Source organism: Rhodanobacter sp. OK091, from assembly GCF_900142825.1.
GTDB lineage: Bacteria > Pseudomonadota > Gammaproteobacteria > Xanthomonadales > Rhodanobacteraceae > Rhodanobacter.
Window position 1 is genome coordinate 1,093,755 of the sequence record NZ_FRCH01000001.1, and the last position, 19,899, is coordinate 1,113,653.

The following is a 19,899-nucleotide window of genomic DNA, read 5'->3' on the forward strand; positions in this document are numbered from 1 at the left end:
GATCAATGTCCCAGCGAAATCGAATGAACCGACATGAGTTGCTCGGCGATCGGCCCCAGCGCCAGCGCGGGCAGGAAGGTCAGCGCACCCACAACGATCACCACGCAAGCCAGCAGCGTGACGAACAGCGGCGTATGCGTGGGCAGCGTGCCGGCGGACTCCGGCACATGGCGCTTGGCGGCCAGCGCGCCGGCCATGGCCAGCATCGCCACGATCAGCGGGAAACGCGCCAGGAACATGCAAATGCCCAGCAGCACGTTCCAGAACGGCGTGTTGGCGGATAGCCCGGCAAACGCGCTGCCGTTGTTGTTGGAAGCCGAGCTGACCGCGTACAGCATCTCGCTGAAGCCGTGCGCACCGGGGTTGGCGATGCCTGCAACACCCGCCGGCGCCATCACCGCAATGGCCGTGCCGATCACCACCAGCGCGCACGGCAGCAGCACCGCGAGGCTGGCCATCTTCATTTCGTAGGCTTCGATCTTCTTGCCCAGGTATTCCGGCGTGCGGCCCACCATCAGGCCGGCGATGAACACCGCCACCACGGCGAAGGCGAGCATGCCGTAGAGACCCGAACCGACACCACCGAAGATCACCTCGCCCAGTTGCATCAGCCACATCGGCACCAGCCCGCCGATCGGGGTGAACGAGTCGTGCATCGCGTTCACCGAGCCGTTCGAGGCGGCGGTGGTGGCGGTGGCCCAGATCGTGGAATTGACGATGCCGAAGCGGGTCTCCTTGCCTTCCATGTTGCCGCCGGCCTGCAGCGCCGAGGCATGCTGGTCGACACCGAGATGGGCGAGCAGCGGATTGCCGGCCTGCTCGGCTGCCGTGCAGGCCAGCAGCAGCGGTATGAAGATCACCAGCATCACCGCCAGCAGCGACCAGCCCTGGCGACGGTCGCCGACCATCTGGCCGAAGGTGTAGCAGAGCGCGGCCGGGATCAGCAGGATCGCCAGCAGCTCGGCGAAGTTGCTCAGCGGCGTGGGATTCTCGAACGGGTGCGCCGAGTTCACATTGAAGAAGCCGCCACCGTTGGTGCCCAACTGCTTGATCGCGATCTGCGAGGCCGCAGGCCCCATCGGCAAGGTCTGCGTGCCGACCTGCACCGGTTTCATCAACGCGTTGCCGGCGGCATCCTTTTCCGGGTTGCCCGCCGCATCCAGCGCCGGCTCGCTGACCGTGGTGGCCTGCAACGCCGACACATCGAGATACGGCTTGAAGTTCTGCACCACACCCTGCGATACCAGCAACAGCGTCAGCAGCAGCGACAACGGCAATAGCAGGTAAAGCGTGCTGCGCGTCAGGTCGACCCAGAAGTTGCCGAGACCCGCCGCACTGCGGCGGCTGAAGCCGCGAATCACCGCGATCAGCACCGCGATGCCGGTGGCTGCGGAAACGAAGTTCTGCACCGCCAGACCCAGCATCTGGGTCAGGTAGCTCATCGTCGATTCGCCGCCGTAGCCCTGCCAATTGGTATTGGTGGCGAAGCTGATCGCCGTGTTCATCGACGAATCCGCCGACACCGCACCAAAGTGCTGCGGATTCAGCGGCAGCCACGGCTGCAGACGTTGCAGCGCGTATACCACCAGAACCCCGAGAATATTGAATAGCAGCACGGCCAGCGCATAGCGCTTCCAGCCCATGTCCTCGTCGGCTCGAATGCCGCAAAGGCGATAGATGAAACGCTCGCTGCCGGCGCCGATGCGGGTGACGCGGTTGGGCGTGTCGGAAAACAGCGCGGCGATGTAGCCGCCCAGCGGCTTCACCAGCAATACCAGCACGGCCAGATAGAGACCCATCTGGAGATAGTCGTTGGTAGTCATTCGAACCACTCCGGCTTGAGCAAGGCCACGCACAGATAGCCGGTCAGCGCCAGCGCGATCAGCGCGGCGAACACGTAAAGGACATTCATGGGCGGAAACTCACGCGGGAATGGCAGGAAGGAAAAGGCGCGGCAATCATTTGCGCGGGCCCAGCCGATCGCAGATCAGCGCAAAACCCAGCGTGGCCGCGCACAGCACCAGCAGGAACAGCAGATAGACGAAATCCATCGACGTCGACTCCGGAAGAGAACGACGCGCACTGTAGGAAGTGCCGTATAAGAACGGGGTATCGCGGCGGCGTCTACGCGTATAGAACGCGTAAAGTTTTTTGGACGCCGGGTTAGCCTGTGGATCAGGCGGTCATGTTCAGACGGCGATGTGCAGCCCGTCACCGCCGTCCGTCGTGGACTCCGACGGCAGCCGCTCGATCGCATAGCCGGCCGAATCCCACGCATCGAGCCCACCCAGCAACGGGCGCACGCGCCGGTAGCCGATCGCCATCAGCATCTGGGCGGCCTTCGCAGCGGAAACTTCGTTCGGGCAGCTGCAGTAGATCACCAGCTCGTGATCCGACGGGATGCCGCTCAAGACCTGATCGACGCTGTCCAGATCGGCCAGCAAGGCGCCGGGGATGATACGCGTGTCGAGCAGGCGCGCGGCCTGCGAACGCACGTCGACCACAATGGGAGTCTGGCCCGCGGCAATGGACTCGTTCAACTCGTCCACCGTGATGCGCGCCATGCGCAAGGCGATCAACAGGCGGCGGCGCTGCCACCATTTGGCGGCGATATAGAGCCCAAGCAAAACCAGCAGCAACTCGAACGCCAGCGTGCCGGCGCTTGCCAGCGCCGCCAGCACCACGTCGATCTGCGCGGCAAACGCGTAGCCCAGCCCCACCGCAAGGCCTGCCCACAACAGCGAGCCAAGCCCGTCCAGCAGCAGAAACGTAGGGACGCGCAGGCCCATCGCGCCCACCAGCGGCGGTGCCACCGTGGACAGACCCGGCACGAACTTGGCGACCAGCAGCACCCGTCCCCGCCAGCGCTGGAAGCGCAGCTCGGACTGCTTCACGCAGGAGTCGGGCGACAGCGAGATGCGGCAGAGCGTACGCATCACGCCGGCCCCGAAACGCCTCCCGGCCCAGTACCAGGCCAGGTCGCTGAGCAGGCATGCCAGTACCGCGGCCAGCACCACGGCAGACACCGGCAACTTGTCGTTGGCCGCCAGCGCGCCGGCCACAATCATGGTGGGCACCGCCGGTACGGGTACGCCGGCCTGCTCCACCAGCACGTTGAAGAACACCAGCAGCAAGCCGTATTGGGCGATCAACGCGATGATTTCATGGGCCATCGGAGCGGTACTCGATGCGTGTTCGCTAACTGCAGGACACTGATGATTGGGCCGGCGAATGGCTATTGCAAACCCCTGGCGAGACCGCCGCCGCGTTTGCGGCGACATACCGGGGCGCAATTTTTCGCACGGCCCTATAATCGCTACGATACGCCGCCTTGAAGCCCCCATGACCCTGATGCCCGCCGCCGCCAGCCGCCCTGCCGACTTCGCCCATGTGCGTGACCTCGCCGCTGCCGACATGCAACGCGTCGATGCACTGATCCGCCAGCGGCTGTCTTCCCACGTGGTGCTGATCAACCAGATCGCCGACCACATCATCGCCAGCGGCGGCAAGCGGCTGCGCCCGATGCTGCACGTGCTGGCCGCCGGTGCCGCAGGCTACACCGGCGAACAGCAGATCAAGCTGGCGGCGGTGATCGAGTTCATCCACACCTCGACCCTGCTGCACGACGACGTGGTCGACGAGTCCGACCTGCGCCGCGGCCGCAAGACGGCGAACGCGCTGTGGGGCAACGCTGCCAGCGTGCTGGTCGGCGATTTCCTGTATTCGCGCTCGTTCCAGCTGATGGTGGAACTGGACGATATGCGGATCATGCGCATCCTCGCCGACACCACCAACACGATCGCCGAGGGCGAGGTGCTGCAGCTGCTCAACATCGGTAACGCCGACGTCGGCGAAGCGGCTTATCTGGCGGTGATCGAGCGCAAGACCGCGGTGCTGTTTGCCGCCGCCACCGAACTCGGCGGCATCCTCGGCGGCCTGCCGGAAACCCAGGTGGCCGCACTGCGCCGCTACGGCATGGAGCTCGGCTACGCGTTCCAGATCGCCGACGACCTGCTCGACTACCTCAGCGATGCCGGCACCCTGGGCAAGAACATCGGCGACGACCTCGCCGAGGGCAAGCCGACGCTGCCGCTGATCTACGCGCTGGAAAAGGCGAATCCCGAACAGGCGCAGTCGCTGCGCCATGCGATCGAACACGGCGGGCTCGACTCGCTCGACCGCATCATCGCCTCGATCCGCGATTCCGGCGCGCTGGAGCGCACGCGCGACCGTGCGCTGCTCCACGCACAGGCCGCACGCGAGGCGCTGTCGGCACTGCCCGCTTCGGCCTACCGCGACGCGCTGGCCACGCTGACCGACTATTCGGTGCAGCGCACGTTCTGACCGCCGGAACGCGTTAAGGCGTACCCGCGAACGCCGCGCGCAGCCAGTCGTGCATCAGCCGGTAGCTGCGTGTGGCGGCGCGTTCGTCGTACCGGCAACCCGGCGAGTTCTCGCCCACCTCGGTGAAGCAGTGCACGGCATTGCCGATCACCACGAACTGCCAGTCGGCCGGGCTGGCGCGCATCTCATCCATGAATTTGTCCGCATCCGGCATGGTGCCCTTGTCGTCGGCACCGTTCATCGCCAGCACGCGGGCCTTGATGTGCTTCGCCAACGCCGGATCGTCGGTGGTCAGGCCGCCGTGGAACGACACCACCGCGGCGATGTCCGCGCCGCTGCGCGCGAGATCCAGCACCGCCGAACCGCCAAAGCAGAAACCGATCGCGCCCAGCTTGCCGGCATCGATCGGCGCACTGGCGGCCTGCGCCTTCAGCTGGGCCAGCGCTTCGTTGATACGTTTGCGCATCAGCGCACGATCGCCGTACAGCGGCTTCACTGCCGCCTGCGCCTGGTCGGCGTTGCCCTGCTGCGGACGCACGTCGGCTCCATACATATCGGTGAGCAGGATCACGTAATCCTTGCCCGCGATCATCTCGGCCTTTCGCACTGCCTCGTCGTTGATGCCGTACCAGTTCGGCACCATCACCAGGCCGGGCCGCTTCGCGGTGGCCGCCCCGTCGTAGACCAGCACACTGTGGAAGCGCATGCCGTCCAGGGTCCATTCCACCGGCCGGTGCACCATCTTCGCCTGGGCAGCGAAACTGGTGCCGGCAAACAACAGCAAACAGCAAAGTCGGGCGATGTGCATGATGAATCCTCCGATGAATCTGTGGGGTCTTCCCTGCCGCAGGGAAGAGGGGAAATTCAGAATCCGGCAGCGTGCTCCGAAAGGCGCCGCTTCAACGGCGCGAGGTGGTCGAGCAGGCGTACGCCGAATCCGCGAGCGGCGACCAGCGCCGGCGATTGCCACGCGTAGATGCGCGCCAGTGCATCGAAGCCCAGCGCATCCAACGTGTCGGCGCTGCGCCGACGGCGCGCGTAGCGGCGCAGCACATGCGCGGCGCCGATATCGCGGCCTGCAATGCGTGCGGCAACCAGCGTATCGCGCAGCTCAGTCACGTCGCGCAGCCCCAGATTGACACCTTGCCCGGCCAGCGGATGTACCGCGTGGGCGGCATCGCCCAGCAATACGAAGCGATCGGCCTGATAGCGTTCGGCCAGCTGCAGTTTCAACGGAAACGCCGCACGCTTTGTGCTGCCGACGATCCTTCCCAGTCGGAAATCGCTGGCGATGCCGAGTTCGTCGAGGAAAGCCTGGTCGTCCAACGCCAATACGCGTTGAGCTGCGGCCTCGGGCAGTGACCACACCAGCGAGCTGCGGCCGTCGGCCAGCGGCAGCAATGCGAGCGGCCCGCTAGACAAGAAGCGCTGCCAGGCCGTGTTCTCGTGCGGCCGTTCGGTGCGGACATGCGCGACCACCGCCCGCTGTGCGTAGTCGCGACCGCGTGTACCGATACCGGCCAGCTGGCGCAGCGGCGAAGCGGCGCCATCGGCGGCCACCAGCAACCGGGCAGCCAGCGTTTCGCCATCCGCCAGTTGGAGCTGGATGCGATCCTCGCGCGCCTCGAAACCCTTCACTTCGGCCGGGCACAGGCGGCGCACGCCGCACACGGATGTGGCCCTGGAGCCGCCGCCAGCCGCTTCCAGCGCCTGCCACAGCGTCCACTGCACCAGATTGTTCTCGACGATGTAGCCAAGCAGGTCGCGCCCCTCGCTGGCCGCATCGAAATCGATCGCCGCGCCGCTCTCGGCATCCCATACATGCATGTGCGCATACGGGCCGGCGCGTGCATCGCGAATGGACGTCCAGACGCCCAGATCGTCCAGCAGCGCCAGCGACGACGGCGCCAGGCCGACCACGCGCAAATCCACTTCGTCGCTCACATGCCACGCCGTCGGTGCACGCGCCTCCAGCAAGGCGGTGCTGAAACCGGCACGCGCCAGCGCCAGCGCAACGGCCGCACCGACCATGCCGCCACCGACCACAGCGACATCCAGTGCCGGCGCACGACGGCGGATCGAAACCTCTTGTGTCGTTGTGTTCATGGCAACCGCTCCAACACGGCGTGCGGCGGCTCGCCGCGAAAACCCATGCCGCGCCGCGCCAGTGCGCGCTGCAACGGCGGCATGCGATCGCAGGCCAGCAAGGCCAGCGAGCGCAAGGGCGCCAGCAGCGGTTGCCGCAGGCAGGCCAGCCGCACCAGGCCATGGCTCATCGCCATGGTGCCTTCGCGATCCGGCGCACGTCGTGCGGCGTAGCGTTCCAGCAGCTCGGCGGCACCCGGGTCGGGAGAGGCTGCCACCAGCTCGGCCAGCGTCAACGCATCGCGCAGACCCAGGTTGAAGCCTTGCGCACCGATCGGATGCACGGTCTGCGCGGCATTGCCCACCAGCACGGCGCGCGACCCGATCACCTGCCCGGCGGCAACGCGATGGATGGCGTATGGATGCCGTTTGCCGGGCCGGCTCAGTCGGCCCAGCCGCCAACCGAAGCGCCGTTGCGCCAGTTCGATGAAGGCCGCATCGCCAAGCGCGGCGACCGCCTCCGCCTCGTCGGACACCACGGTGAGCACCAGCCCGCAGCGGCGTTCGGCCAGCGGCAGCAGCGCGATCGGACCGTCGTCGGCGAAACGCTCGTAGGCACGGTTCGCATGATGGCGTTCCGGGGTGATCGTGCAGACGAACAACGTCTGCCGGTAATCGTGGTGTTCGGCCGCGATGCCGAGCTGCGTACGCACGAACGAGCCGGTGCCGTCGGCACCGACCAGCAGCGGCGTATCGAGACTGCGCTGGCCATCCGGCGTGTCGATCTGCGCACGCCAGCCGTCTGCAAGCGGCTCCAACGCAGCCAGGGTGGCCGGCGCAAACCTAGTGAGCCGGGTACATTCGTCGAGCCGGCGCAGCAAGGCCGTGCCCAGTTCGCGCGCGGGCAACGTCCAGCCCAATGCATCGACACCTTGCTTGTCCGCGTCGATGCGGGCACTGCCGAATTCGCCGGCGCGGCTGACATGGATATGCCGGATCGGGGTGGCTTGCGCGGCGGCATGGCGCCACACGCCGATCGCATCGAGACCGTTGACGGTAGCGCGCGCCAACGCCAGGTTGCGTTCGTCGTAACTGGGCTGGGCGTCGGCGCGCGGCGCGGCGGTTTCGACCAGGGTGGCGGCGATGCCGGCCGCATCCAGCGCGATCGCCAGACTGGCGCCGACCAGGCCACCGCCGACGATCAGGACACCGGATGGGTTCGAGGCGCGGGATGCGGGCACATTCATGCGCCGATGATACGCGGTGAGGCTGCCTGCGTTGCAGTGCATTGGGCTAGACTAGCGGTCTGTCCGGACACTTCCTATGGAACCCCTCATGGTCAAGACACTGGCCCAACGCCTCGGCATCCTTCTTGCGCTCGCCGTGGTGATGGCGGCCACCCGCATGCATCATTCGCTGCTGCATCATTTCGATGCATTGCCGGATGCGTCCTGGGGCATTTTCTTCCTCGCCGGCTTCTGGCTGCGCGGCGCCGGTCGCTGGGCGTTCCCGCTGCTAATGGCCGAGGCGGTGCTGATCGACTACCTGGTGATCAACGGCCAGGGCATCGACTTCTGGAGCCACTACTGCGTGTCGATCGCCTACTGGTTCCTGATCCCGTCGTACTTCAGCCTGTGGTTGGGCGGCAGCTGGCTGGCGAAGCATCAGGCCGGCCTGCGCCTGCAGACCTTGTTGATGGGAGCAGTGGCGCTGCTGGTGAGCTGGGCTGCCTGCTATCTGGTTTCCAACGGCAGCTTCTACTGGCTGAGCAACAGCGTGCCGCTGCCGCGCAGCTTCGCGGCATGGTTCGCCAATCTGGGCGACTGGTACCTGCCGTTCCTGCAGACCACCGCCTTGTATGTCGCTGTCGGCGCCGTGCTGCATGTGCTTGCGGTCCAGCTGACGCGGACCCTGAAGCACACCGGGCAAGCCAACCTGCCGCGCTGAACCGGCGCGCCGAATCGCGATGGGCAACCGTCTCTCGAAGATCTACACACGCACCGGCGACGACGGCAGCACAGGCCTCGGCGACGGCTCGCGCGTGGGCAAGGACTCGTTGCGGGTCAACGCCTACGGCACGGTGGACGAACTCAACAGCACGATCGGCATGATGCTGGCGGCCGATGGCGTCACTGACGACGTGCGCGAAGCGTTGACCCAGGTCCAGCACGACCTGTTCGACCTGGGCGGCGAGTTGTGCATCCCCGGCATGGCGATGGTCGAGGACAGCGACATCGACCGGCTGGAAAACATCCTGGACCGCCTCAACGAACCGCTGCCGCCGCTGAAGGAATTCATCCTGCCCGGTGGCGGCATGGCCGCGGCCTGCGGACACCTGGCGCGCACGGTATGCCGACGTGCCGAGCGCGAAGTGATTGCGCTGGCACGAATCGAAGACATCCGCAGCCAGCCGCAGCGCTATTTGAACCGGTTGTCCGATCTGCTGTTCGTGATCTCGCGCGTACTGGCGCGCGCCAGCGGCCATGGCGAAGTGCTGTGGCAGCATGAGCGCCGCCGCAAGCCCCAGGCTGCCGGGTAAGCCGCTGCATGCTGCGGCTATACACCCATTCCGCCTGCCTGCAGCACGATCCTGGCCAGGGACATGCCGAGCGCCCGGCGCGGCTGCGTGCCGTGCTGCAGGCGCTGGACCACGACCGCCATGCCGCACTGGACCGGGTCGAGGCGCCGCGCGCCACTCGCGAGCAACTGCTGCGGGTGCACAGCAGTGCCCACGTCGAACACATCCTGGGTAGTGCCCCGCCGGAAGATGGCACGTATCGGCTGGACGAGGACACCGTGATGTCGCCCGGCTCCGTCGAGGCCGCCCTGCGCGCCGCCGGCGCCACGGTGGCCGCCGTGGATGCCGTACTGTCCGGCGCGGTCCAGCGCGCGTTCTGCGCGGTGAGGCCGCCGGGGCATCACGCCACCCGCGATCAGGCCATGGGCTTCTGCCTGTTCAACAACATCGCGGTGGCTGCCGCCCACGCGCTGGCCGCGCACGGGCTGAAGCGGGTCGCGATCGCCGACTTCGACGTGCACCATGGCAACGGCACGCAAGCCATCTTCGAGCGCGAACCCCGCGTGCTGTTCCTTTCCAGCCACGAGTCGCCGCTGTATCCGGGCAGCGGACGCGAGGACGAGCGCGGTGTCGGCAACATCGTCAACGGCACTTTGTCGCCCGGCGCCGGCTCGGACGAGTTCCGTGCACTGTGGGATGACGTATTGCTGCCCCGCCTGCATGCGTTCAAGCCGCAACTGGTGCTGGTTTCGGCCGGTTTCGACGCACACCGCAACGATCCGCTGGCGAATATCCGGCTGGGCCAGGAAGACTATGCCTGGATCACCGAACGGCTGGTGGCCCTGGCCAACACGCACGCCGAAGGCCGACTGGTTTCCACCCTGGAAGGCGGCTACGACCTCGCCGCGCTGGCCGCCAGCGCGGCAGCCCATGTCCATTCGCTGATGGCCTAGTTTTTTGATGACCCGGGCTTTTTGGCCACGCCTTCGCGCGCCATTCTGGTCAATTTCTGCCCAACCACGCTGAACCTTTGCCCCGACCTGCAACGTTTGCCTGCCGTATCACGGGTCTTTCTGCTAGCTTAACGAGCCTTCAAAGTCGGCAGATTTCCATAGTGATGCCCAAGCTACCTCCACGCCGCCTGTTGGCGGTTGCCGCAGCACTTGCCCTGATCAGCGGCCAGGCCGACGCCAAGGGTGGCCACAGCCATCCCAAAACCTCGCTCGACGGCGCCGAACAGGCGTGTCCGCTGGGCTCGTTTCACTGCGCGCCGCGGCCGTACAACTACGCGATGTGCCGGCCCAATGCGCTGCTGGAATTCTACGATCCCAGCCTCGGCAAGGACCCCAGCTTGCGCGAGACCAGCCCCACGCAGGTACATGCGCAGCACGTGGACAGCTCCAACCAGTCGGTCTACCACCTGACCGGCGACGTGAAGCTGCAACGCGCCGACCAGCAGCTGCAAGCCGATACCGTCGACTATAACGACAGCAATACCGACTACGATGCCCGCGGCAACGTGCGCTACCAGGAGGCAGCCCAATTACTGGCCGCCTCGCACATGCGCGGCAACACCGATGCCAGCCGCGGCATCGCCGACGATGTGCGCTACCAGATGCTCGACGCGCGAGGCAACGGCGTAGCCAAACAAGGTCAGATGCTGGACGCGCTGCATACCCGCTATTCGGGGGCGACCTACTCCACCTGCGACGTCGGCCACCACCTGTGGGAGTTCCGCGCCAAGTCGATCACCATCGACAAGGACACCGGCGTCGGCGTGGCGCGCAACGCCACCATGCGGCTCGGCAACGTGCCGTTCCTGTACCTGCCGTATTTCAGCTTTCCGACTGACGACCGACGCAAGAGCGGCTTCCTGTATCCGACCATCGGCAACACCAGCCGCTCCGGCTTCGAGGTCAGCACCCCGTATTACCTGAACCTGGCGCCGAATTACGACGCCACGCTGGATCCGCGCATCTACAGCGATCGCGGCGTGATGCTGGCAGGCGAATTCCGCTATCTGGTACCGGGCAGCAACGGCCAGCTCAACGTGGAATATGTGCCGCACGATCACGGCGACAACGATGGCCTGGCCGATACCAAGGGCGATTCGCGCTACCTGGTCAACTTCTCCGACCGCACGGCGCTGTGGCAAGGCTGGCAGTTCGTGGGTTCGTACAATCACGCCTCGGACAGCAGCTATCTGTACGACTACGGCAATGCGCTGTCCCACGCCGCGGTCTATACGTTGACATCCAATGCCGCGATCATGGGTGGCGGCAAATGGTGGAATGCCTCGGTCGGCGGCACCATCTACCAGAACACGAACCCGTTCGTGAACGCCAACGGCTTGCCGTACAAGCAGCTGCCGTATGCGACCTTCAGCATGAACCTGCCACTGTCGCGCTGGCTTGAGGTCGGCATGGACACCTCGGCGGCAGCGTTTCGCAAAGCCGGGTTCGTCGAAGGCCAGCGCGAGGATATCTATCCCTACCTGGCGGCGGATTTCGGCAGCTCGGCGTGGTTCGTACGGCCGAAACTGGCGTACCGCTATACCGCCTATCAGTTGAACAGCGGCTACCAGAATTACGGCGATTTCGGATTGCTCGGCAGCGGCGGCGTCACCCCGTTCGACCAGAAGTCGCCCAGCCGCTCGCTGCCGATAGTCAGCCTCGACAGCGGGCTGGTGTTCGATCGCAGCACTTCGCTGTTCGGCGACAACTACACGCAGACCCTGGAGCCGCGGCTGTACTACCTGTACGTGCCGTACCGCAACCAGAACAACCTGCCGCTGTTCGACACCAACCTGATGTCGTTCGACTACTGGCAGCTGTTCTCGACCAACCAGTTCTCCGGCGCCGACCGCCAGATGGACGCCAACAACCTCACCGCCGCGCTGACCACCCGCCTGCTCGACGACAGCGGCGTGGAGCGGGTGTCCGCCAGCATCGGCCAGATCCACTATTTCAGCCCGCAGAAAGTGCTGGGCACCGACTGGACCGGCTCGGCCTACGTGGCCCAGCTCGACGTGCAGCTCAGCGACCGCTGGCGCCTGAACAGCTCTTACCAGTGGAGTCCGAATACCCGCCTCACCGACATGGCTGCGGTGGAATTACAGCGCCGCCTGGGCACCGACGGCATCGTCAACTTCTCGTACCGCTATCGTCGCGGGCTGCTGGAACAATACAGCGCATCCGCGGTCTACCCGCTATCCGAACGCTGGCGCCTGGTGGGATCGTGGACTTACTCGGTCATGGACCGCGAGACCATTGATGCCCTGGCTGGCGTGGAATATGACAGCTGCTGCGTGTCGCTGCGGCTGGTCGATCGCAACTACGTCAACCAGAGCTACTACGGTTTCGGCCCGGTTCCCACTGGCAGCAATATCAACCATCGCGACAACGCGATCATGTTCGAAGTGGTTTTCAAGGGGCTCGGCTCCTCGGGCGGCCAAATCGATCCACTGCTGCGCCGTGATATTCTCGGCTATCAATAAACGCATTCGCCCCGGCGATTCAGGCTTTCCATCGATGAAGCAATCCATTGCATCTCTCCTGCTCGCGCTCGCGATCATGCTCCCCGCCCATGCCCAGATGCTGACGCCGGCCGCGCCGGCCAGCCAGTCGCTGGACCGCATCGTGGCCGTCGTCAACGAAGAGGTGATCCTGCAGAGCGAGCTGAACGACGCCGTGGCCTCGGTGCAGCAACAATATGCCGGCCACACCGAACAGCTGCCGCCGATGAATGTGCTGCAGCAGCAGGTGCTCGATCGTCTGGTGCTGATGCGCCTGCAGATCCAGAAGGCGCAGGATCAGGGTATCCGCGTCTCCGATGCCGATGTCGACCAGGCGATCCAGGGCGTGGCCCAGCAGAACAAGCTCACCCCCGAGCAGCTGCGCGCCCAGGTGGAGCAGAGCGGCGCCAGCTTTGCCGCGTTCCGCCAGCAGTTGAGCGACCAGATCACCGTACAGCGCCTGCATCAGAGCGTGGTGCAGGATTCGGTCTCGGTCACCGACAGCGAGATCGACAACCTGCTCAGCAGCCCGACCTACAAGGCCGGCGAGGTGCATCTGGCGCATATCCAGATCAGCATCCCCGGCGGCGCCGACGCGGCCGCGATCCAGGCCAGCCAGACCAAGGCCGAGCAGGCGCTTGCCGCGATCAAGGGTGGCATGGACTTCAACGCCGCGGCGATCCGCTACTCCGATGCATCCGATGCACTGGACGGCGGCGACCTCGGCTGGCGGCGGATGGACGAGATCCCGGCCGCCTTCGCCGACACGATCGGCTCGATGAAGCCCGGCGAAGTCAGCCCGGCGCTGCGCGGTCCGACCGGTTTCCACATCCTCAAGCTGATCGACCAGCGCCAGAGCAGCCGCAAGGTGGTCACCGAATTCCATGCGCGGCAGATCCTGATCAAGCCGAGCGAGCTGGTGACGCCGGCACAGGCCGAACAGAAAGCGAAGGATCTTTACAACCGCATCACCAACAAGCATGAGGACTTCGCCACCTTGGCGAAGGAAAATTCCAAGGACGACACCACCGCCAACGTCGGCGGCGACATGGGCTGGTTTCAGCCGCAGGCATGGGGGGCGACCATCAGCAAGGAGCTGGGTGAGCTGAAGGACAATGAAGTGTCGCAGCCGTTCCAGAGCGAAGCCGGCTGGCACATCCTGCAGCGCCTTGGCTCGCGCGAAAGCGACCAGACTGTGCAGATCGGGCGCGACCAGGCCCGCCAGGCGATCGGTACCCGCAAGTCGGAGCAGGTCTACGACGACTATCTGCGCGACCTGCGCTCCAACGCCTATATCAACGTCCTGGTGCCTGAGTTGCGCGATACGGACCAGGCTGCCGCCGGCACCTCGCCGTAAGCTGATTGAACACCATGCCACTGCCCCGGCTCGCGGTCACTGCCGGTGAGCCGGCGGGCATCGGCCCGGAACTGCTGATCCGACTGGCCGCCACCTCGCTGGCGGCCAGTCTGGTGGCGATCACCGACCGCCATCTGCTGGAACGCGCAGCTGCGCGTTGCGGCGTAGCCATCGAACTGATCGACGACGACGGCAGCGTGCAGACCGAACGCCGCCCCGGCAGCCTGCGCCTGCGACACACGCCGCTGGCCGCCGACGAGGTGCCCGGCCGACCCGATCCACGCAATGCCCGGCACGTGCTCGATACACTGGCCGAAGCGGCCGATGGCTGCGTGGCCGGTCGCTACGACGCGGTGGTCACCGCGCCGCTGCAGAAATCCTCGATCAACGACGCCGGCATCCGTTTCAGCGGTCACACCGAGTTCTTCGCCGAACGCGCGCACGCCGATGTGGTGATGATGCTAGCGAGCCCTGAGCTGCGCGTGGCGTTGGCCACCACGCACCTGCCGCTGGCGGCGGTTTCCGCCGCGATCACCCGCGCTTCGCTTACCGGCACGCTGCGCATTGTGCATGCCGAGCTGCGTGCGAAGTTCGGCATCGCCGAGCCGCGCATCGCCGTGCTGGGCATCAACCCGCATGCCGGCGAAGGTGGCCATCTCGGCCACGAGGAAATCGACACGCTGATTCCCGCATTGGACGCGCTGCGAAGCGAAGGCATGCTCCTGCTCGGCCCGCTGCCTGCCGACACGGCATTCGTGCCGGCCCAGCGCCGCCACTACGACGCCGTACTGGCGATGTATCACGACCAGGCGTTGCCGGTGCTGAAAAGCGAGGCGTTCGACCGCACCGTCAACCTCACTTTGGGCCTCCCGTTCATCCGCACGTCGGTCGATCACGGCACCGCACTGGACCTTGCCGGCACTGGCACTGCCGATCCGGCCAGCCTGATTGCCGCGGCGGACATGGCGCTCGCGCTGATTCGGCGTAGAAATGAAATGAGTGATGAGGAGTGATCAATGAGTAGAAGCAAGGGCACCCCTCTCATTCCTCACTCCTCTCCACTCACGTCTGCCCTATGAACGCCCGCCCCAAGAAAAGCTTCGGCCAGCACTTCCTGCACGATCGCCGCTACATCGAACGCATCGTCAGCGCCGTGGCACCGCGGACGGAAGATTTCGTGATCGAGATCGGTCCCGGTGAAGGTGCGTTGACGCTGCCGTTGCTGACGGCCGCCGGCAAGCTCACCGCGATCGAGCTGGATACCGATCTGATCCCCGGCCTGCAGGCGCGTGCCGCCAGCGTCGGTGAACTGCACATCATCCACGCCGATGTGCTGAAGGTGGACTTCAGCGCACTGGCGCATAGCCACGGCGTGCCGCGGCTGCGCATTGCCGGCAACCTGCCCTACTACATCTCCAGTCCGATCCTGTTCCACTGCGTCGAGCACGCCGCGGCGATCCAGGACATGCATTTCATGCTGCAGAAGGAAGTGGTCGACCGGATGGCGGCCGAGCCGGGCAGCAAGGTATATGGACGGCTATCCGTGATGCTGCAGCTGGCCTGCCGGGTCGAGCCGCTGTTCAACGTGCCGCCGGAAGCGTTCCGGCCGCCGCCGAAAGTGGAGTCCTCGGTGGTGCGGCTGCTGCCGCTGGAACCGCATGAACTGCATGATGCGCGACCCGAGCATGTCTACGCGGTGGTCAAGGCCGCGTTCGGCCAACGGCGCAAGACGCTGGCCAACGCACTCAAGCAATTGCTAGACAGCGATGCGATCCGCCGCGCCGATGTCGACCCCAAGGCCCGCGCCGAAACGCTAGCGCCAGCCGACTTCGTGCGGCTGGCCAAGGTCTACGGCAGTCGTTGACGGCGAACATGCACCCTATTCACCGCCGCCCCGCCCCATTCATGGCGGCAGGCCTTACAATCCGAGCATGACTGAAAAATCTTCCTACACGATCGACGTGCAGGTCGAAACACGCTTCGTCCCCGATCAATCGAAGCCCGGTGACAATCGCTACGTTTTCGCCTACACCGTCACCCTGCGCAATGCCGGCAAGATGCCGGCGCGCCTGCTCACCCGTCACTGGATGATCACCGATGCCAATGGCAAGGTGGAGGAAGTGACGGGAGACGGCGTCGTCGGTGAGCAGCCATGGATGCGTCCCGGCGACGATTACCAATACACCTCGGGCGCCGTGCTGGAAACCCCGGTAGGAACCATGGGCGGCAGCTACCAGATGCTGGCCGACGACGGCACGGAGTTCGAGGCACCCATTCCGACCTTCACCCTGTCCATTCCGCGCACGCTGCACTGATGGTCCTGCGCTGACATGGCTACGTACGCGATCGGCGACGTGCAGGGATGCTATCCCGAATTGCAACGCCTGCTCGACAAGCTGCGTTTCGATCCGGCACAGGATCAGCTGTGGTTCTGCGGCGACCTGGTCAACCGCGGCGGCCAGTCGCTGGAAACGCTGCGGCTGATCCACAGCTTGCGCGAGAACAGTGTCGTCACGCTGGGCAACCACGACCTGAGCTTGCTGGCGATCGCGCAGCGGCGTCAGGACGCGCAGGCGCGGGTGAATCCCGAACTGCGCGAAGTGCTGTTCGCCGACGATGCGCCGGTGCTGTTCGAATGGCTGCGCTCACAGAAACTGCTGCACCACGACGAGCGGCTCAACTGGACTATGGTGCATGCCGGCTTGGCGCCGATGTGGACCTTGCGGCAAGCCCAGAGATCTGCCGAAGACGTCGAGCGCGAACTGTCCAGCCCGCGTCATCCGCGCCTGCTGCGCAACCTGTTCGGCAACCGGCCGGCAGTATGGTCGACCCGCCTGCAGGGACTGGACCGTCAGCGCGCCACGATCAACACGATGACCCGGATGCGCTATTGCGACGTCAACGGTCGAATCGACTTCGAGGCCAAGGGCATTCCCGGCACGCAGAAGCCGGGGCTGTATCCGTGGTTCTCGGTGCCCGGCATGCGTCGGCGCGACACCCGCATCGTCTGCGGCCACTGGTCCGCACTCGGTCGCTTTGCCGGGCTCGGCGTGTATGCGATCGACACCGGCTGCGTGTGGGGCGGCCAACTCACTGCATTGCGGCTCGATAGTGAAGAGCTGCAATACATTGCGGTGAATGCCGAACCACACCGCAAGCGACCGCCGGGCGGCGAGGACTGAACAGCAGGAACGAGCGAAGAGGAGTGAGAAAAGAGAGAAGGCTGTGCGGCTTTCTCTCTCTTTTCTCACTCCTCTCCACTCATTCCTCGCTTTCCGCTCAGGCCAGCTGGCCGTGGCAGTGCTTGTACTTCTTGCCCGAACCGCAGGGGCACGGCTCGTTACGGCCGACCTTGGGGCCATCATGCTGTGCCGGAGACTGCGCAAAGCCGATGCCGGTGCCGACGACCGGTGCTTCCGCATCGCCGCCGAAGCCGCCCACCGGCGCACCGCCGCCAGTCGCCAGCATCTGCTTCTGCAGGCGATCCGCCAGGCGCTGCTGCTCGGCCTCCATGGCGGCAACCTCCTCTTCGCTGCGAATGCGGATCCGCGCCAGCATCTGCACGACCTCGGCCTTGATCCGGTCGAGCATCTCGGAGAACAGCTTGAACGACTCGCGCTTGAATGCCTGCTTCGGATCCTGCTGCGCGTAGCCGACCAGGTAGATGCCCTGGCGCAGGTAGTCCATGTTGGACAGGTGATCCTTCCAGGCGTTGTCGACCACGGTCAGCATGATGTGCTTTTCCAGCTGACGCATGGTATCGGCGCCGATCTGCGCCTCCTTCGCCTGGAACAGCCCGTTCACTGCATCGCGCACGTGATCGAGGATCATTTCGGCGTCGAGCTCGTGCTGCTGCTCGACCCAGTGTTTCAGGTCCATCTGCAGACCGAACGAACTTTCCAGCTCGCGATCGAGGCCGGCCAGATCCCATTGCTCGTCGATGCTCTCGGCCGGCACGTAGGCACGTGCCATGGTCTGCACCACATCCTCACGGATATCGGCAACGGTAGCCGACACATCGTCTCCCTCGAGGAGTTCGTCGCGCTGGCGATAGATCACCTTGCGCTGGTCGTTGGCAACGTCGTCGAATTCCAGCAGGTGTTTGCGGATGTCGAAGTTGTGCTGCTCGACCTTGCGCTGTGCCTTCTCGATCTGCCGGCTGATCATGCGATCTTCCAGCGCGTCGTCGTCCTTCATGCCGAAGCGCTTCATCCAGCGCACCAGGCCTTCGCCACCGAAGATGCGCAGCAGATTGTCTTCCAGCGACAGGTAGAAACGCGAGGAGCCGGGATCGCCTTGACGGCCGGAACGGCCGCGCAGCTGATTGTCGATGCGCCGCGATTCGTGCCGCTCGGTACCGATGATATGCAGGCCGCCGGCAGCGAGAACCTGTTCGTGCAGCTTCTTCCACTCGGCCTTGACGCGCTGGCGATCCATTTCGCTGGCGTCTTCCGGCAATGCCGCCAAAGCGACGTCCAGGCTGCCGCCGAGCACGATGTCGGTACCGCGACCGGCCATGTTGGTGGCGATGGTGACCTGTCCGGGCGCACCGGCCTGGGCCACGATGTGCGCCTCACGCTCATGCTGCTTGGCGTTGAGCACTTCGTGCGCCACGTTCGCTTTCTTCAGCATGCCGGACAGCAGCTCGGACACCTCGATCGAGGTGGTGCCGACCAGTACCGGCTGACCGCGCTTGTGGCAGTCCTTGATGTCCTCGATCACCGAACGGTATTTCGGATCCTGGGAGAGGAAGATCATGTCCGAGTTGTCCACCCGGATCATCGGCTTGTGGGTGGGAATCACCACCACTTCCAGGCCATAGATGCTCTGGAATTCGAACGCCTCGGTATCGGCCGTGCCGGTCATACCGGCCAGCTTCTTGTACATGCGGAACAGATTCTGGAACGTCACCGTGGCCAGGGTCTGGTTCTCGCGCTGAATCGGCACGCCTTCCTTGGCCTCGACCGCCTGATGCAGGCCGTCGGACCAGCGTCGACCCACCAGGGTGCGGCCGGTGAACTCGTCGACGATGATCACTTCGCCATCGCGCACGATGTAATCGACATCACGCTGGTAGATGCCGTTCGCACGCAGTGCGGCGTTGAGATGATGCACCACCGCCAGATTCTTCGAGTCGTACAGGCCGCTGTCCTGTTCGATCACGCCGGCCTCGCGCAGCAACTCGTCGGCGTGCTGCATGCCTTCTTCGGACAGGTGCACCTGCTTCTGCTTCTCGTCGACCCAGTAGTCGCCGCTGCCGTCTTCCTCGGTCTGCCGGATCATCCGCGGCACGATCTTGTTCACCGCCATGTACAGCTGCGGCGAGTCCTCGGCCGGCCCGGAGATGATCAGTGGCGTGCGCGCCTCATCGATCAGGATCGAGTCGACCTCGTCGACGATCGCGTAGTGCAGGCCGCGCTGATAGCGCTGCTCCTTGCTCAACGCCATGTTGTCGCGCAGGTAATCGAAACCGAACTCGTTGTTGGTGCCGTAGGTGATGTCGGCGGCATACGCCGCATGCTTGTCGGCGTGATCCATGCCGGGATAGACCACGCCCACGTCCAGCCCAAGAAAGTTGTACAGCTTGCCCATCTGCGTGGAGTCGCGCCGGGCCAGATAGTCGTTGACGGTGACCACATGCACGCCTTTGCCGGCCAATGCATTGAGGTAGACCGGCAAGGTACCGACCAGGGTCTTGCCCTCACCGGTGCGCATTTCGGCGATCTTGCCCTGATGCAACACCATGCCGCCGATCATCTGCACGTCGTAATGGCGCATGCCCAGCGTGCGCTTGGCTGCCTCGCGAACCACCGCAAACGCTTCCGGCAGCAGCTTGTCCAGCGACTCGCCGTTGACGACCCGCTGCTTGAACTCGTCGGTCTTGCCACGCAACGCCTCGTCGCTCAGCTTCTCGAACTCGGGTTCCAGCGCATTGATGCGGTGAACGGATCGGGAAAGCTGGCGCAATACGCGCTCGTTGCGGCTACCAAACAAGCTCGTCAGGGCACGATTGAACATCGGTCTTCCGGATTGGGGAACAGAATGCCCGCAACAGACACGGGCCAATCGGGCATATTACTA

General features: G+C 65.1%; 17 protein-coding genes. 10 read left to right on the forward strand and 7 right to left on the reverse strand.

Translation table 11 applies throughout. From position 1 onward, the window contains the following. Positions 1–2 precede the first annotated feature (2 nt). The 3 genes from kdpA to BUA26_RS05150 all read right to left on the reverse strand — a co-directional run bounded on the left by kdpA (position 3) and on the right by BUA26_RS05150 (position 3,173). Positions 3–1,823 (reverse strand): potassium-transporting ATPase subunit KdpA, encoded by a 1,821-nt coding sequence (gene kdpA / locus BUA26_RS05140; RefSeq protein WP_072758429.1) that lies wholly within the window; start codon positions 1,821–1,823, stop codon positions 3–5. Beyond that, the gene (gene kdpF, locus BUA26_RS05145) at positions 1,820–1,912 is read right to left on the reverse strand and encodes a K(+)-transporting ATPase subunit F (protein ID WP_072758432.1); all 93 of its coding nucleotides are present in this window, start codon (positions 1,910–1,912) and stop codon (positions 1,820–1,822) included. The genes kdpA and kdpF overlap by 4 nt, the downstream gene beginning before the upstream one ends. 277 nt (positions 1,913–2,189) lie before the next feature. Then, on the reverse strand, positions 2,190–3,173 hold the full coding sequence (locus BUA26_RS05150) for a DedA family protein/thiosulfate sulfurtransferase GlpE (protein ID WP_072758434.1): 984 nt from the start codon (positions 3,171–3,173) through the stop codon (positions 2,190–2,192). A gap of 169 nt (positions 3,174–3,342) precedes the next feature. Between BUA26_RS05150 and BUA26_RS05155 the strand changes: the two genes are divergently transcribed. Then, the gene (locus BUA26_RS05155) at positions 3,343–4,344 is read left to right on the forward strand and encodes a polyprenyl synthetase family protein (RefSeq protein ID WP_072758436.1); all 1,002 of its coding nucleotides are present in this window, start codon (positions 3,343–3,345) and stop codon (positions 4,342–4,344) included. Between the two features lie 13 nt (positions 4,345–4,357). On the opposite strand, the gene BUA26_RS05160 is transcribed toward BUA26_RS05155, so the two are convergent. From BUA26_RS05160 to ubiH, 3 genes are read right to left on the reverse strand one after another with little or no spacing between them, the layout of a single operon-like run. Further along, on the reverse strand, positions 4,358–5,152 hold the full coding sequence (locus tag BUA26_RS05160; RefSeq protein WP_072758438.1) for a dienelactone hydrolase family protein: 795 nt from the start codon (positions 5,150–5,152) through the stop codon (positions 4,358–4,360). A gap of 56 nt (positions 5,153–5,208) precedes the next feature. After that, the gene (locus BUA26_RS05165) at positions 5,209–6,450 is read right to left on the reverse strand and encodes a UbiH/UbiF/VisC/COQ6 family ubiquinone biosynthesis hydroxylase (RefSeq protein WP_072758440.1); all 1,242 of its coding nucleotides are present in this window, start codon (positions 6,448–6,450) and stop codon (positions 5,209–5,211) included. Continuing rightward, the gene (gene ubiH, locus BUA26_RS05170; RefSeq protein ID WP_072758442.1) at positions 6,447–7,676 is read right to left on the reverse strand and encodes a 2-octaprenyl-6-methoxyphenyl hydroxylase; all 1,230 of its coding nucleotides are present in this window, start codon (positions 7,674–7,676) and stop codon (positions 6,447–6,449) included. The genes BUA26_RS05165 and ubiH overlap by 4 nt, the downstream gene beginning before the upstream one ends. An 88-nt stretch (positions 7,677–7,764) precedes the next feature. Between ubiH and BUA26_RS05175 the strand changes: the two genes are divergently transcribed. The 9 genes from BUA26_RS05175 to BUA26_RS05215 all read left to right on the forward strand — a co-directional run bounded on the left by BUA26_RS05175 (position 7,765) and on the right by BUA26_RS05215 (position 17,000). Continuing rightward, complete coding sequence (locus BUA26_RS05175; protein WP_072760078.1) at positions 7,765–8,376, forward strand: hypothetical protein; 612 nt, start codon at positions 7,765–7,767, stop codon at positions 8,374–8,376. A gap of 19 nt (positions 8,377–8,395) precedes the next feature. Further along, positions 8,396–8,968, forward strand: a complete 573-nt coding sequence (locus tag BUA26_RS05180; RefSeq protein ID WP_072758444.1) for a cob(I)yrinic acid a,c-diamide adenosyltransferase — start codon at positions 8,396–8,398, stop codon at positions 8,966–8,968. Positions 8,969–8,976: 8 nt separating this feature from the next. Then, positions 8,977–9,900: a histone deacetylase family protein gene (locus tag BUA26_RS05185; protein WP_072758446.1), complete on the forward strand. Its 924-nt coding sequence runs from the start codon at positions 8,977–8,979 to the stop codon at positions 9,898–9,900. Positions 9,901–10,061: 161 nt separating this feature from the next. Next, complete coding sequence (gene lptD, locus BUA26_RS05190; protein WP_072758448.1) at positions 10,062–12,443, forward strand: LPS-assembly protein LptD; 2,382 nt, start codon at positions 10,062–10,064, stop codon at positions 12,441–12,443. Between the two features lie 34 nt (positions 12,444–12,477). Beyond that, on the forward strand, positions 12,478–13,818 hold the full coding sequence (locus tag BUA26_RS05195; protein WP_072758450.1) for a peptidylprolyl isomerase: 1,341 nt from the start codon (positions 12,478–12,480) through the stop codon (positions 13,816–13,818). A gap of 14 nt (positions 13,819–13,832) precedes the next feature. Next, a complete protein-coding gene (gene pdxA, locus BUA26_RS05200) occupies positions 13,833–14,831 on the forward strand; it encodes a 4-hydroxythreonine-4-phosphate dehydrogenase PdxA (protein WP_072758452.1) in 999 nt (332 codons plus the stop codon). Positions 14,832–14,893: 62 nt separating this feature from the next. Then, positions 14,894–15,682, forward strand: coding sequence for a 16S rRNA (adenine(1518)-N(6)/adenine(1519)-N(6))-dimethyltransferase RsmA (gene rsmA / locus BUA26_RS05205; protein WP_072758454.1), 789 nt, complete (start codon positions 14,894–14,896; stop codon positions 15,680–15,682). A gap of 67 nt (positions 15,683–15,749) precedes the next feature. Continuing rightward, positions 15,750–16,133, forward strand: a complete 384-nt coding sequence (gene apaG, locus BUA26_RS05210) for a Co2+/Mg2+ efflux protein ApaG (protein WP_072758456.1) — start codon at positions 15,750–15,752, stop codon at positions 16,131–16,133. Between the two features lie 15 nt (positions 16,134–16,148). Beyond that, the gene (locus BUA26_RS05215) at positions 16,149–17,000 is read left to right on the forward strand and encodes a symmetrical bis(5'-nucleosyl)-tetraphosphatase (protein WP_072758458.1); all 852 of its coding nucleotides are present in this window, start codon (positions 16,149–16,151) and stop codon (positions 16,998–17,000) included. Positions 17,001–17,097: 97 nt separating this feature from the next. Here the strand turns inward: BUA26_RS05215 and secA are convergent, their stop codons facing one another. Beyond that, positions 17,098–19,836, reverse strand: a complete 2,739-nt coding sequence (gene secA, locus BUA26_RS05220) for a preprotein translocase subunit SecA (protein ID WP_072758461.1) — start codon at positions 19,834–19,836, stop codon at positions 17,098–17,100. Positions 19,837–19,899: the final 63 nt, after the last annotated feature.